The organism is Hymenobacter cyanobacteriorum, from assembly GCF_022631375.1.
Taxonomy (GTDB): Bacteria; Bacteroidota; Bacteroidia; order Cytophagales; family Hymenobacteraceae; genus Hymenobacter; species Hymenobacter cyanobacteriorum.
On record NZ_JALBGC010000003.1, the window covers coordinates 847,470 to 860,079 of the forward strand.

At 58.1% G+C, this 12,610-nt stretch carries 12 protein-coding genes; 5 read left to right on the forward strand and 7 right to left on the reverse strand.

What is annotated here, in order from left to right; genetic code table 11:
• Nucleotides 1–148: 148 nt before the first annotated feature.
• Entirely contained in the window at nt 149–340 is a 192-nt protein-coding gene (locus tag MON38_RS13230; RefSeq protein WP_241936649.1) for a hypothetical protein, read from the reverse strand.
• Nucleotides 341–400: 60 nt separating this feature from the next.
• Nucleotides 401–784, reverse strand: a complete 384-nt coding sequence (locus MON38_RS13235; RefSeq protein WP_241936650.1) for a RidA family protein — start codon at nt 782–784, stop codon at nt 401–403.
• Nucleotides 785–1,115: 331 nt separating this feature from the next.
• On the opposite strand from MON38_RS13235, the gene MON38_RS13240 reads away from it, so the two are divergent.
• Nucleotides 1,116–1,550 carry a 3-hydroxyacyl-CoA dehydrogenase family protein gene (locus tag MON38_RS13240; protein ID WP_241936651.1) on the forward strand — a complete coding sequence of 145 codons (435 nt, stop codon included), beginning with the start codon at nt 1,116–1,118 and terminating at the stop codon, nt 1,548–1,550.
• Between the two features lie 40 nt (nt 1,551–1,590).
• Here MON38_RS13240 and MON38_RS13245 read toward each other — a convergent pair whose 3' ends face one another.
• The 4 genes from MON38_RS13245 to MON38_RS13260 all read right to left on the reverse strand — a co-directional run bounded on the left by MON38_RS13245 (nt 1,591) and on the right by MON38_RS13260 (nt 7,322).
• Nucleotides 1,591–3,039: a hypothetical protein gene (locus MON38_RS13245; protein WP_241936652.1), complete on the reverse strand. Its 1,449-nt coding sequence runs from the start codon at nt 3,037–3,039 to the stop codon at nt 1,591–1,593.
• 57 nt (nt 3,040–3,096) lie between these two features.
• Entirely contained in the window at nt 3,097–4,932 is a 1,836-nt protein-coding gene (glmS, locus tag MON38_RS13250; RefSeq protein ID WP_241936653.1) for a glutamine--fructose-6-phosphate transaminase (isomerizing), read from the reverse strand.
• Between the two features lie 61 nt (nt 4,933–4,993).
• A complete protein-coding gene (locus MON38_RS13255; RefSeq protein WP_241936654.1) occupies nt 4,994–6,526 on the reverse strand; it encodes a DUF4270 family protein in 1,533 nt (510 codons plus the stop codon).
• Nucleotides 6,510–7,322 (reverse strand): glycogen/starch synthase, encoded by an 813-nt coding sequence (locus MON38_RS13260; protein WP_241936655.1) that lies wholly within the window; start codon nt 7,320–7,322, stop codon nt 6,510–6,512. Before MON38_RS13260 ends, MON38_RS13255 begins: the two co-directional genes overlap by 17 nt.
• Before the next feature lie 121 nt (nt 7,323–7,443).
• Between MON38_RS13260 and panC the strand changes: the two genes are divergently transcribed.
• The 4 genes from panC to MON38_RS13280 all read left to right on the forward strand — a co-directional run bounded on the left by panC (nt 7,444) and on the right by MON38_RS13280 (nt 10,763).
• A complete protein-coding gene (panC, locus tag MON38_RS13265; protein ID WP_241936656.1) occupies nt 7,444–8,292 on the forward strand; it encodes a pantoate--beta-alanine ligase in 849 nt (282 codons plus the stop codon).
• A 116-nt stretch (nt 8,293–8,408) separates the two neighbouring features.
• Nucleotides 8,409–9,455 carry a lysylphosphatidylglycerol synthase transmembrane domain-containing protein gene (locus MON38_RS13270; protein ID WP_241936657.1) on the forward strand — a complete coding sequence of 349 codons (1,047 nt, stop codon included), beginning with the start codon at nt 8,409–8,411 and terminating at the stop codon, nt 9,453–9,455.
• A 90-nt stretch (nt 9,456–9,545) separates the two neighbouring features.
• Nucleotides 9,546–10,025: a D-glycero-beta-D-manno-heptose 1-phosphate adenylyltransferase gene (gene rfaE2, locus MON38_RS13275; RefSeq protein WP_422388745.1), complete on the forward strand. Its 480-nt coding sequence runs from the start codon at nt 9,546–9,548 to the stop codon at nt 10,023–10,025.
• A 69-nt stretch (nt 10,026–10,094) separates the two neighbouring features.
• Nucleotides 10,095–10,763, forward strand: coding sequence for a zinc metallopeptidase (locus tag MON38_RS13280; protein ID WP_241936659.1), 669 nt, complete (start codon nt 10,095–10,097; stop codon nt 10,761–10,763).
• 81 nt (nt 10,764–10,844) lie between these two features.
• Here the strand turns inward: MON38_RS13280 and ettA are convergent, their stop codons facing one another.
• Entirely contained in the window at nt 10,845–12,509 is a 1,665-nt protein-coding gene (gene ettA, locus MON38_RS13285; protein ID WP_241936660.1) for an energy-dependent translational throttle protein EttA, read from the reverse strand.
• Nucleotides 12,510–12,610: the final 101 nt, after the last annotated feature.

Sequence of the window (12,610 nt, forward strand, 5' to 3'; positions counted from 1 at the left end):
AAAAAGCGCGCCCCGGAGTTCGGAACGCGCCGCAAAGGTAAGGCGGTGAATTGGTGAGGTGGTGAACTGGTGAGTCTGACGTTTCAATTACGCAGCTTGCGCCATCAGGATATCAAACTCACCAGTTCACCACCTCACCAATTCACCGCTAGTCCCGGTTCTTGTAGCCCAGCCACAGCGCTAGGCCCAGCAGCGTGATGCCGCCGCGAATAACCCAGGCCATAGTCGGGCCCCAGTTGTCAATCCATTTCAGGAAAACGTAATGCACGTTGGGGTTAATCAGCGGCAGTACCAGCGAAATAAGCCCAATGATGAGCAGGCCGAGTCCAAGTTCTTTCATGCGGGGGGGTGGGGTTGGAAGTGAAAATGAATCAATCCCAACGCCCGCACCGGCCGGATATTATGCGCCCACGGCGATGCACGAGATTTCCACCTGCACGTCGCGCGGCAGGCGGGCTACTTCCACCGTTTCGCGGGCCGGGGCCGTGGCTTCGTCGAAGTAGGAGCCGTACACCTGGTTGATGGTGGCGAAGTCGCCGAGGTCTTTCACGAAGATGCTGCACTTCACCACGTCGGCCAGCGTGAGGCCGGCGGCAGCGAGAATGGCCGTCAGATTCTTGAGTACTTGGTGCGTCTGGGCGGTGATGTCGCCGGGCACGAGCTGGCCGGATGCATCAAAGGGAATCTGGCCTGAAACGTAGACGGTGTTGCCCGCCTTCACGGCTTGCGAGTAGGGGCCAATGGGCGCGGGGGCCTGGTCGGTGAGGATAATCTGGTGGGCCATAATGCGGAGTCGGTTAGGGTATCTTTGGCCCAAAGTAACTACCGAAACCATGCACATTCTGGTCATTGATGGCGGCCACGTCGAAGCGGAATTCCGCGAGAAGTTCGGCCCGGCGCACGAATACAGCTTCGTTCGCACCGAAATAAAAGAGCGAAAGAAATATGAGTCTATGGAGCAGTACCTAAAAGTTGCTGTTCCTACTACGGATGTAGCTTTCTGCTTCTCGGTGCCTTCAAGTGGAATAGGTTCTTATTTCCTTCTAAAAGAAGGACGTTTCCCAATATTTACTGAAGTTCTGGAAAATTCCATAGTCGATTCCTACTGGCACCGAATGGCTAAACTTCCGGCAGGTGGACTCTTCGGCTTCTGCGGCCTGCCCACACTCCTTAATCGTCCTCTGCTAGAAGTGAGCCTCTACCACGAAGCCGACCGCGAAAAGCTGGCCGAAACCTGCGCCGCCCTCGGCACCGACTACCGCGTGGTGGCCGACCGCGTGGGCCTGGTCACGCCCCGGGTCATCTGCCAGATTATCAACGAAGCCTGCTTCACCGTGCAGGAAGGCACCGCCACCATGCAGGACGTCGACCTCGGCATGAAGCTGGGCACCAGCTACCCGCGCGGCCCTTTCGCCTGGGCCAACGCCATCGGCGTCGAGCGCGTGTATGCCGTGCTGGAGGCCCTGTGGCAGGATACCCACGACGAGCGTTACAAAGTATGCCCGCTGCTCAAGCGGCAAGCGCTGCGCGGGGAGCCGTTTGCGGTGTAAGTGACAGTTGCTGCCGGGCTTTTATAACGGCCAAGTATCGTTACTCAGCCAAGTAGTTGCGGTATCGTTTAAGAAAATCAGGATTACTCGTTTCGATAATATCAAAACTTACCAGCAAGTCCGGGCGATGCTGCAACGGAGTAATTATCACCGGAGGCGTATCCGAGGCAAAGGCCTGATAGCGGGCGCGCTGCTCCGCATCATAGCCGGCAGCATCGCCACTTAGCCATTGCCGATATGCGCGTAGTGCGTTATTGCTGCCTTGACCAAGCATAGCCGCGCGGGTTTGCATATTGTAATCGGCGAAAAAGAAGAGCACCAATACCGCTACCCAGAGCGAATACATTGGATTTGTCGAGCTTACTATAGGGCTAACATGCTGCCGCGCGGCTTGGCGGCAACACCACGTCAGCAATAACCCAAACCAGCTAATCAAAAAAATCAGGTAAAGCATAGACCGTGCCCGTAAGGGCAAACCCGTACCGCTGGCATAATATGCCGGACAGTTGGCCGCTATTAGTAATCCGATAAGTATGAAGAACACCCACCCAGTCGGAAGTTTTGCTAGCATGCGCACTACCAACTGCTGCTGCTGCTGTCCTATTCGGTACAGCGCAGGCAGCAACAATACCGAAAGCGCTAGTAAAACAGGGTTGCCAATCCAAGTAAGCAACAGATAAGCGCTGGTGCCTGCCGAATAAACCAATGTTTTGATTACACCAAAAGAGCTTCCCATGCTGCTCATGCGCATGAAGTTGCCAGGTGCCAGAAACGACACTGTACTGCCTATTATGGCTAATACTGCTAGCAGGCATACTATGCGCCCACGTCCCAGATACCAGCTCAAGCCTGCCGCTGCCAGTAGTGTTAACACAAAAGGCAGCACTAATGGCTCTGTTGTGCCCGCTACAGCAAGCGTTAGAGCTGCGACAATCATAAGTCGTAGACGTTTATGACGGTTATTTTGGCGAGCGTGGGCATAGTGCGCAAGAGCCCCCATCCACGCCACCAGCAACCAGACCGCAACTATATATGTATAAGCGCCTGTAAACCAGTATAGTCCCTCAGCCAAGCCGGGCGCGTATGTCAGCCACAAACTCAGCATAATACCAGCCATTAGCCAAGCATCCCTTGTACGTAAATGAAGTATCGCTCCAATACCGTAGCGAAGCATTAACAACGTGCCAAGTATAAACACCAACGCTACCCACCACCAACTTGCTTCCCAATGGCCATAGTATAGTGGATTTGCCAGCGCTAACAGAACCGTAGTTGTATAGCGGCCAGTATGTGAGAAGTAAAAAAACTTCTGAGCCTGCCAAAATCCTAGCTCCTGGACTTGGCTAACATCTAATATATCATCTAGAGAAGGATGGTTATAGAAGGCCAGCGCCACGAAAGGAAGCGTGGTGAAAAGCAGTCCTGCTACAATAATGCTGATGCTATAGCTCCGAAAAAGTGATGGGGTGTAGTTAGCGGAATTACCCATTATGCGTCATAATTGAGTAGTTTCGCTTACCACACCCCATCACTTTTTTTGCTATAACTACTCCACCGTCACCGACTTGGCCAGGTTGCGGGGCTGGTCCACATTGCAGCCGCGTAGCACCGCAATGTGGTAGCTCAGCAACTGCAGCGGCACCACCGAAACCAGTGGCATCAGCACTTCACTGGTATGAGGAACTTCAATCACGTACTCAGCCATGGCCGGAATCACCGTATCGCCTTCGCTTACCACGGCGATGATGCGGCCTTTGCGGGCTTTCACCTCCTGAATATTGCTCACTACTTTCTCGTACGAGCTGTCGCGGGTGGCAATCACCACCATCGGCATGTTTTCGTCAATCAGGGCAATGGGGCCGTGCTTCATCTCGGCCGCGGGGTAGCCTTCGGCGTGGATATAGCTGATTTCCTTAAGCTTCAGTGCGCCTTCCAGGGCTACCGGGAAATTATAACCCCGGCCCAGGTACAGGAAGTTGGTGGCGTCCTTGAATTCCTCGGCAATTTCCTGAATCTGGGCATCCAGCTTCAGTGCTTTCTCCACTTTGGCCGGAATCGTCTCCAACTCAATCATCAGCTCGCGCAGCTTGGTGTCGGTGATGGTGCCGCGCTTCTGGCCCATAATCATGGCCAGCAACGTCAACACTGTTACCTGGGCCGTGAAGGCTTTGGTCGACGCCACCCCGATTTCGGGACCGGCATGCGTGTAAGCACCTGCATCAGTAGCGCGGGCAATGCTGCTGCCTACCACGTTGCAGATGCCGAAAATAGTCGCTCCCTTGCTCTTCGCCAGCTCGATGGCGGCCAGCGTATCGGCCGTTTCACCGCTCTGCGAAATGGCAATCACGATGTCGCGCTCCGTGATAATCGGGTTGCGGTAGCGGAATTCCGAGGCGTACTCCACTTCCACTGGAATGCGGGCCAGGTCCTCAATCAGGTACTCGGCCACCAGGCCGGCGTGCCAGCTGGTACCGCAGGCCACTACGATGATGCGTTGGGCGTTAATAAATTTCTGCTCGTAAGCCCGGATGCCGCCCATATTCAGGTGGCCGGCCTCCAACTCCAAGCGGCCGCGCATCGAGTCGAGAATTGAGCGGGGTTGCTCAAAAATCTCTTTCAGCATGAAGTGTGGGTAACCACCCTTCTCGATGGAGTCCAACTCCATTTCCAGTTTCTGAATGTAGGGCGTCTGGCTCACGTCCTCGCGGCTACGAATTTCCAACTGTCCGTCGCGAATCACCGCGATTTCGTAGTCGTTCACATACACCACTTCGTTGGTGTACTCAATGATGGGCGTAGCATCGGAGGCGATGAAATACTCGCCGTCGCCGATACCAATCACCATCGGCGAGCCCTTGCGGGCGGCGATGAGTTGGTTCGGAGCATCTTTGCTCAGCACCACGATGGCGTAGGCTCCCACTACTTCGTGCAGAGCCAGGCGCACGGCTTCCTCAAGCGAGCAGCTATTCTGCTTTTGAATTTCCTCAATCAGGTTCACGAAAACCTCCGTATCCGTATCGGAGTGGAATACGTGGCCCTGCTGTTGCAAGTGCGTTTTCAGCGCCGCGTAGTTCTCGATGATGCCGTTGTGGATGATGGCAATGCGCTCCGACGTCGAGTAATGCGGGTGAGCATTTTCATCATTGGGTTCGCCGTGCGTAGCCCAGCGAGTGTGGCCCATGCCCACGTTGGCATGCGTGTTCTTTTCCGCAATAAAGGCTTCAAGGTCACTTACTTTGCCTTTCTTTTTATAAACGGTCAGGTCACCGTTGAGCAGGGCCACGCCGGCCGAGTCATAGCCGCGGTATTCGAGGCGATGCAGGCCTTTGAGGATAATGGGGCAGGCCTCACGATGGCCCAGGTAAGCAACAATGCCGCACATGGCAGAAAAATTTAATGGTTAAAGAGAGTAAGCTTCGTAGCAGTTGGCTACAAAGCCGCGATTAACGTTTGGAGTAGTAGACGCGCAGCTTAATATTCGCGGCATCCAATACTGCCCGGTTCAGAGTCAGCGTGTTGCTGTTGCGGATGCTGGGCACCAACACAATACCTCCGGTGGGGTTGCCCCCCAGCTGATTGTTCAGATAAGCCTGCAGGTAGCTGGTGATGGGCAGGGTGTAATACGTTTGGGTAGCCGAAACAGTGGTCAGGAAGCCTGCTGCTGGCGAGTCGGCACCGGTCTGGTTGCTGCCGTCGCTCTGCACCACCCGGTCGGTGGGTTGAAAGTTGATAAGGCGCTGCAGTACCTCATTAGCCGAGCCAACTTCTACCGCATAAAGCTGATTCGGGTTCGGAAATAGCACGTTGGTATAAGGTTTTACCGGAACGCGCAGTTCGGCGCGGTTGATGGTAAGGCCGCCCGCTGCCGCTGCTTTGGTCAGCGCATCCAAGCCCGTAAAGGTTACGCGGGTGCCAAAGCCAGTACCCTCTTGGGCGTAGCTGGTTCCATTAAGCACCGTGCTGGGCACAATACCCGACGTGCTGCTGAGCGCAGCCAGCGCGGAAGGCAAGTCGTTCGTAAGCTGAGTGTAGTAGCGGGGGTCGCTGCTGCTCGAGAGCCCGGAACTGCTGAAGGCAGGGCCGAAAAATACCGTGTACGAGCGTTTCAGCGTGTCGGCCGGCAGTATGTTTTTCCGAATTTTCCAAGCGGAAGTACTGTGGAAGTACAGTATCATCCGCGACAGGTTGGGCCGGCCAAAGCTCACAATGGCACTGCTGTAGCTGGAGTTAGGCGCAATGGCCAAGCCCTTGAGCTTGGCATCGAGCTGCGTCTGGCTAAACCCTGGCACAAGCAGTTGGGTAAACAGGGTGTTGGCAAATGGCAGCGGCATAACCGGCTGCGAGGAGCCGTTGGCGACCCGGCGCTGCAGCACCAGCCGCAACGTTGGGTCGGGCACGGTCGTCGTAACGGCCGGAATATTGGGTATCACCGAGGTATCGGCCGCCTTAATTACCTGCACCTTGGTCGCGTCGAGCCGGCCGCTCACATTGTCGACCAAAGATGTCAGCCCCGTTTCCGAAGACGTGGACGTGTATACCTTCCGGTCATCGAGGGGAGTACCCAGCGTGGATACGTCGAACCGGGCCGGCGTGCTGCTGCTACCATACACACGGTCAAAACCCATCACCAGCACCGTAGAATCGAGCGTGGGTTGCCCGCTGAAGAGCTTGGCGTCAATGAATTTAGACGGCAGCGAATCGGTCGCGCTCACATCCACCACGTTGAAAAACGCACGGGCGGTAGTAGTGCCGGCCACGTTATCGGCGAGGCGGCCAATGAGGAAATGGTCGGTTTTCTGGGTTTGAACTGGCGACAGCCGCACGGTGCCGCTGGCTACGTCGTAGTCCTGGTACTGGGTATTGGTGGTAGCCGTGTCGGGCAGGTCCACGTTGAGAGCGGTGCCGGTGTCGCAACTGGTCAGGGCCAGAGCAGCGAGGGCGGCCAGGGGAGCGCAACGGCTAGTTAGCCAATTCATTATACAGGGCTAGGTAAGAAGAGTGCAGGTTTTCATCGGTCGCTACCTGGCTGAGCTTGTTGTGGAGGGCGTATTCGTGGAACAAGCCGTTCATGTTTTCCGAGAAGTCTTCGTCGGAGCGCACCACCGTGTCCGCATACTCCATGCCCATTTTCACGAAACCGCTGAAATCAGCCGTTTTCAGCGAAGCCAGCATGTCGTCGTCGATGTCCAACATCTTGGCTTTCTCCAAAATGTTGCCTTCGAATTTGTCCATGAACTCGTTGTTGTAAATCGAGAACACCGACTTGGCATCCTTGAACACCGGGTCTTTCTTGTAGGTGGTTTTCAGGTAGAGCGGAATCAGGCCCGTCATCCAGTCGGAGCAGTGCACGATGTTGGGCGACCAGCCCAGCTTCTTCACCGTCTCGAGCACGCCTTTGCAGAAGAAAATGGCGCGCTCGTCGTTGTCGGCGTAAAATTTATCGTTCTTGTCGACCAGCGCCGACTTGCGGTGGAAGTAGTCCTCGTTGTCGATGAAGTACACCTGCAGCTTGGCCGTCGGAATCGAAGCCACTTTGATGACCAGCGGCTTCTCGTCGTCGCCGACCGCAATGTTGATGCCCGACAGGCGCACAACCTCGTGGAGGCGGTTTTTGCGCTCGTTGATGATGCCAAAACGCGGCACGAAAATGCGAATCTCGCAGCCCATCTCCTGCATGCTGGCCGGCAGCCGCCGCAGCATTTCCGCCACTTTCGTGGTCTGCAGAAACGGGTCAATTTCGGTGGCCGCGTAGAGGATTCTTAGCTTCGACATACAGGTTTTTTTGAAGAGGATGGAACAAGGCCATACTATGGGTGCACAAAATTACACAATTTTGAGCGGAATTTCAATACCCCATCGCCTGGCACCCCTTCCAGGGGCCTACTTCTTACCCATGCAGATACTGACCACCGCCGCCGGGTTGCAAGCCCACACCGAAAGTGCCCGCCAAGCTGGCCGGCGCATCGGGCTGGTGCCCACCATGGGCGCGCTCCACGCCGGCCACCTCCAGTTGGTGCAGGCCGCCCGCGCCGAATGCGACGAGGTGATTGCCACCATCTTCGTGAACCCGACGCAGTTCAACAACGCCGAGGATTTCCGCCTCTACCCGCGCGTGCCCGACGCTGATGCGGTCCTGCTGGCTCCGGCCGGTTGCACGGCGCTTTTCGCGCCCTCGGTGGAGGAAATGTACCCCCAGCCCACGGTGCTGCGCTTCGACTTTGGCGACCTGGAACGGGTGATGGAAGGAGCGCACCGGCCCGGCCATTTCAACGGCGTGGCCACGGTGGTGAGCAAATTATTTCACCTGGCCCGGCCGCACCGGGCGTATTTCGGGCAGAAAGACTGGCAGCAGGTGGCCGTGGTGCGCCAACTGGTAGCCGACTTGTCGTTCGACCTGGAGATTGTGGCCCGGCCCACCATCCGCGAGGCCGACGGGCTGGCCATGTCGTCGCGCAACCGCCGGCTCGATGCCCCGGCCCGCGCCGCCGCGCCGCTGCTCTACCAAGTGCTGACGGCCGCCGCCGAGCAGGTGCAGCAGGGCTTGTCACCACTACAGGTGCAGGCGCAAGCCGAAGCTGCGCTGGCGGCCGAGCCGCTGCTCACGCCCGAATACTTTGCCGTAGCCGATGCCCAAACGCTGCAGCCACTGGCCGCCTACGTGCCCGGCCGCGCCGTAGTGCTGTGCCTGGCCGCCCATTTGGGCGGCGTGCGCCTGATTGACAACGTGGTGGTGGAGCGGTAAAGGCGTAGGGAGCAGAAAAGTAAAATAGGAAGCCTTGAGTGCCATACACTCATCTACTCCCTTACTCATTTGCCGCAGGGTTACCTTTGTCTGATAATTACTACCGGCTATTCTAGTTGAAAACGCTTCTGAATATTCTCAAATACGGGCTGCTGCTGAGCATCTCGGGGGCTCTGATGTGGTACGCCATGCGCGGCCTGAAGTGGGATGCCATCGGGCACGCCATTCGTACGGCCAACTATGCCTGGCTGGTACTCACGCTGGGGCTGTCGGTGCTGGGTTATTTCAGCCGGGCCTACCGCTGGCGCATGCAGTTGGAGGCTTCGCAGACGCCGGCTCCGTTCTGGGCCGTGTACCACGCCATGATGGTGGGCAACCTGGCCAATATTGTGCTGCCGCGCATGGGCGAGGTGATTCGTTGCTCGGTGCTGCGGCGCACAAGCGGCGTGCCCGTGCAGGTGGCCATTGGCACGGTGGTGACGGAGCGCGTGATTGACGTGCTGGTGCTGTTAGGCCTGCTGAGCAGCGTGCTACTGCTTGATTTTAATACCTTCTGGGGCTTTGTGACGCAGAACGTGCTGGGCGGCAAGTACGATGCCCTGGCCCGCAACCGCACGCCGCTGCTCGTGGCTGCCGTTATTGCGGTGGTGTTGCTGGTAGTGGCGGGCGTGGCCCTGTTCCGCAACCTGGAGCGGCTGCGGCAGAATGCCTTTTTCAACAAGGGTGTGGTGTTCGTGAAGGGCCTGCTGGCGGGCGTGTTCAGCGTGCTAAAACTGGAGAAAAAGGGCCTTTTTCTACTGCACACCCTCTTTACCTGGACGGTGTATTACCTGATGGATTACCTGGCATTTTACTGCTTTCCCGAAACGTATGGCCTCGACATGAAGGCCGGCCTGGCAGTGCTCACCTTCGGGGCGTTTGGCATGGCCGCGCCGGTGGCGGGCGGTATCGGGCCGTTTCACGTGATGGTGCAGGGCATTTTGCTGGTGTACGGCGTCAGCAAGGAAGCCGGGATTGCCTACGCGCTGGTGGTGCACGGCGCCCAAACGCTATTGGTGGTCGTAATGGGTGCCATCAGCTTCGTGGCTGTAGCTGCCGCCGACAAAGGCACCGTAGCCGCCGAAGCCGAAGCCCTGGCCCACGAACCGCTTACCAGTGAATAGTTTCATCAATGGCTGAATGGATGAATAGTTGAATGGATAACTATGCCATCTGTATCATTCGCCCAGTCAGCCATTCAGCCATAAATAATGATGTGGACGAAAGATAAAATCCTCAGCCGCGAGCAGCTGCCGGCCACCGTGGCGGCCTGGCGGGCGCAGGGACGCAAAGTGGTGTTCACCAACGGCTGCTTCGACTTGCTGCACCTCGGGCACGTCGACTACCTGGAGCAGGCCCGCCACCTGGGCGATGCGCTGGTGGTGGGCCTGAACACTGATGCTTCGGTGGGCGGCCTCAAGCCCGGCCGGCCCATTCAGGACGAGCAGGCCCGGGCCCGCATTCTGGCGTCGCTGGCCTTTGTCGATGCCGTGGTGCTGTTTGGCGAGCCCACGCCGTTGGCCCTCATCGAATTGGTACAGCCCGACGTGCTGGTGAAGGGCGACGATTACGCCCTGAGTGGAATTGTGGGCCACGAGCTGGTGTTGAGCCGGGGTGGGCAGGTGCGCACGGTACCGCTGGTGCCGGGCTACAGTACCTCCCGCATTGTCGAAAAAATTATGAAGCACGAGTAGCGGTGGCGCGTCTGAAGCGGTACCGCTGTTAACTCGGCATTCATCCCTCACCCTTCAACACTTTTTAAGATGTACCCTCTGCTAATTCTGCTCACGCTGGCCAGCTGGCTTATCCAGTGGCGGCTGCGCAGCAAGTTCAAACAATACTCCCAAGTGGGCCTGAGCTCGGGCCTGAGCGGGGCCGAAATCGCCGCCAAAATGCTGGCCGACCACGGCATCTACGATGTGCGCATCATCAGCACCGAGGGCCAGCTCACCGACCATTACAACCCCACCGATAAAACCGTGAACCTGAGTGAGGGCGTGTACGCTGAGCGTAGCGCTGCCGCAGCGGCCATTGCGGCGCACGAATGCGGCCACGCCGTGCAGCATAGCACTTCCTACGCCATGCTGCAGTTCCGCTCGGCCCTTGTGCCCACGCTCAGTGCCGTATCGAAATGGGTGCCGCTGCTGATTCTGGCCGGCTTCTTCCTAATTAACCGCACGCCGGTGCCGCTGCTGCTGGGCATTGGGCTGTTCGGGCTCAGCACACTGTTTTCGTTTATTACGCTGCCTGTCGAGTTCGATGCTTCGCGCCGCGCGCTGGCCTGGATGGACCAGCGCGGCGTGGTAACCCCCCAGGAGCACAGCATGGCCAAAGATGCGCTCTGGTGGGCGGCCATGACCTACGTGGTGGCGGCGCTGGCGTCGCTGGCTTCGCTGCTGTACTACGTCAGCATTTTCATGCGTCGCCGATAGATTTCGGTCTCTGATTATATAAAAACGCCGCCGTTCTGAGATGGAACGGCGGCGTTTTTTGTAAATGCGTAAGCTGGATTATTACCCCAGCTTCTTGTACCGCACGCGCTTCGGCTCCACATCGCCCAGACGCTTGCGCTTGGCTTCCTCATAGTCCGAGAAGTTGCCTTCAAACCACACTACTTCCGAGTCGCCCTCGAAGGCCAGGATGTGCGTGGCCAGCCGGTCCAGGAACCACCGGTCGTGCGAGATGATAACGGCGCAGCCGGCAAAATTCTCCAGCGCGTCTTCCAGCGCCCGGATGGCGTTGACGTCGAGGTCGTTGGTGGGCTCATCGAGCAGCAATAAGTTTGCTCCCTGCTTAAGCGTCATGGCCAGGTGCACGCGGTTTTTCTCGCCGCCCGAGAGCGTGCCCACCTTCTTCTCCTGGTCGCCGCCGCCAAAGTTGAACTTGCTCACGTAGGCGCGCGAGTTCACCGGCCGGCCGGCCAGCAGCATGGTTTCGGTGCCGCCCGTGATGGTGTCGAACACCGACTTGCTGCCATCCAGCGAGTCGTGCTGCTGGTCGATGTAGGCGGTTTGCACCGTCGGGCCTACTTCAAACGAGCCGGCATCCGGCTGCAGCTGGTCGGTTATCATGCGGAAGAGCGTGGTTTTGCCCGCGCCGTTGGGCCCGATGATGCCCACGATGCCGCCCTGCGGCAGCGCAAAGCTCAAGTTCTCGAACAGCAGCTTGTCGCCAAACGACTTCGTGATGCCCTCGGCCTCAATCACCTGAGCCCCCAGGCGCGGGCCGTCCGGAATGAACAGCTCGAGCTTCTGCTCCTTGTCCTTGGCTTCTTCGCTGGCCAGCTTGTCGTAGTTGGCCAGGCGGGCTTTGCCCTTGCTCTGGCGGGCTTTGGGCGACATGCGCACCCATTCCAACTCGCGCTGCAGCGTCTTGGCACGCTTGCTTTCGGAGTTTTCCTCCTTGGCCAGGCGGTCGGTTTTCTGCTCCAGCCAGCTGCTGTAGTTGCCCTTCCACGGAATGCCCGAGCCGCGGTCCAGCTCCAGAATCCAGCCCGCCACGTTGTCGAGGAAGTACCGGTCGTGCGTCACGGCGATAACCGTGCCTTTGTATTGCTGCAAGTGCTGCTCCAGCCAGAACACGCTTTCGGCATCCAAGTGGTTGGTGGGCTCGTCCAGCAGCAGCACGTCGGGTTCCTGCAGCAGCAGGCGGCACAGCGCCACGCGGCGCTTCTCGCCACCCGAGAGGTTGCCGATGATGGCTTCTTCGGGCGGCGTGCGCAGGGCATCCATGGCGCGCTCCAGCTTGGTGTCGAGGTTCCAGGCGTCGAGCTGGTCGAGGCGCTCCTGCACCTTGCCCTGGCGGTCGAGCAGCTTATCGAAGTCGGCATCCTCGGCCCCGAAGGCTTCGTTGATTTCGTCGTATTCCTTGAGCAGCGCCACGGTTTCGGCGGCGCCTTCCTCCACTACCTCGCGCACGGTTTTGGTGGGGTCGAGCTGAGGCTCTTGCTCGAGGTAGCCCACCGAGTAGCCCGGCGAAAACACCACTTCGCCCTGAAACTGCTTATCGACGCCGGCAATGATTTTCAAGAGGCTCGACTTGCCCGAGCCGTTGAGGCCGAGCACGCCGATTTTGGCCCCGTAGAAAAACGAGAGGTAGATGTTTTTGAGAACTTGCTTCTGGGGCGGGTAAACCTTGCTTACCCCGGCCATGCTGAAAATGATGGTCTGGTCGCTCATGGGAAATATATAGAAGTTGCTGAAGGAGAAATGCCGCCGCCGGGTTTGCCGGTCGTTGCGGAGCGCAAAGAACGGCAAACCCGGCGGCACAAGCTAACCTC

Bases quoted from the DNA above. Each gene is read 5' to 3' on its own strand.
- MON38_RS13230 (WP_241936649.1), bottom strand. From the start codon at position 340: ATGAAAGAACTTGGACTCGGCCTGCTCATCATTGGGCTTATTTCGCTG.
- MON38_RS13235 (WP_241936650.1), bottom strand. From the start codon at position 784: ATGGCCCACCAGATTATCCTCACCGACCAGGCCCCCGCGCCCATTGGC.
- MON38_RS13240 (WP_241936651.1), top strand. From the start codon at position 1,116: ATGGCTAAACTTCCGGCAGGTGGACTCTTCGGCTTCTGCGGCCTGCCC.
- MON38_RS13245 (WP_241936652.1), bottom strand. From the start codon at position 3,039: ATGGGTAATTCCGCTAACTACACCCCATCACTTTTTCGGAGCTATAGC.
- glmS (WP_241936653.1), bottom strand. From the start codon at position 4,932: ATGTGCGGCATTGTTGCTTACCTGGGCCATCGTGAGGCCTGCCCCATT.
- MON38_RS13255 (WP_241936654.1), bottom strand. From the start codon at position 6,526: ATGAATTGGCTAACTAGCCGTTGCGCTCCCCTGGCCGCCCTCGCTGCT.
- MON38_RS13260 (WP_241936655.1), bottom strand. From the start codon at position 7,322: ATGTCGAAGCTAAGAATCCTCTACGCGGCCACCGAAATTGACCCGTTT.
- panC (WP_241936656.1), top strand. From the start codon at position 7,444: ATGCAGATACTGACCACCGCCGCCGGGTTGCAAGCCCACACCGAAAGT.
- rfaE2 (WP_422388745.1), top strand. From the start codon at position 9,546: ATGTGGACGAAAGATAAAATCCTCAGCCGCGAGCAGCTGCCGGCCACC.
- MON38_RS13280 (WP_241936659.1), top strand. From the start codon at position 10,095: ATGTACCCTCTGCTAATTCTGCTCACGCTGGCCAGCTGGCTTATCCAG.
- ettA (WP_241936660.1), bottom strand. From the start codon at position 12,509: ATGAGCGACCAGACCATCATTTTCAGCATGGCCGGGGTAAGCAAGGTT.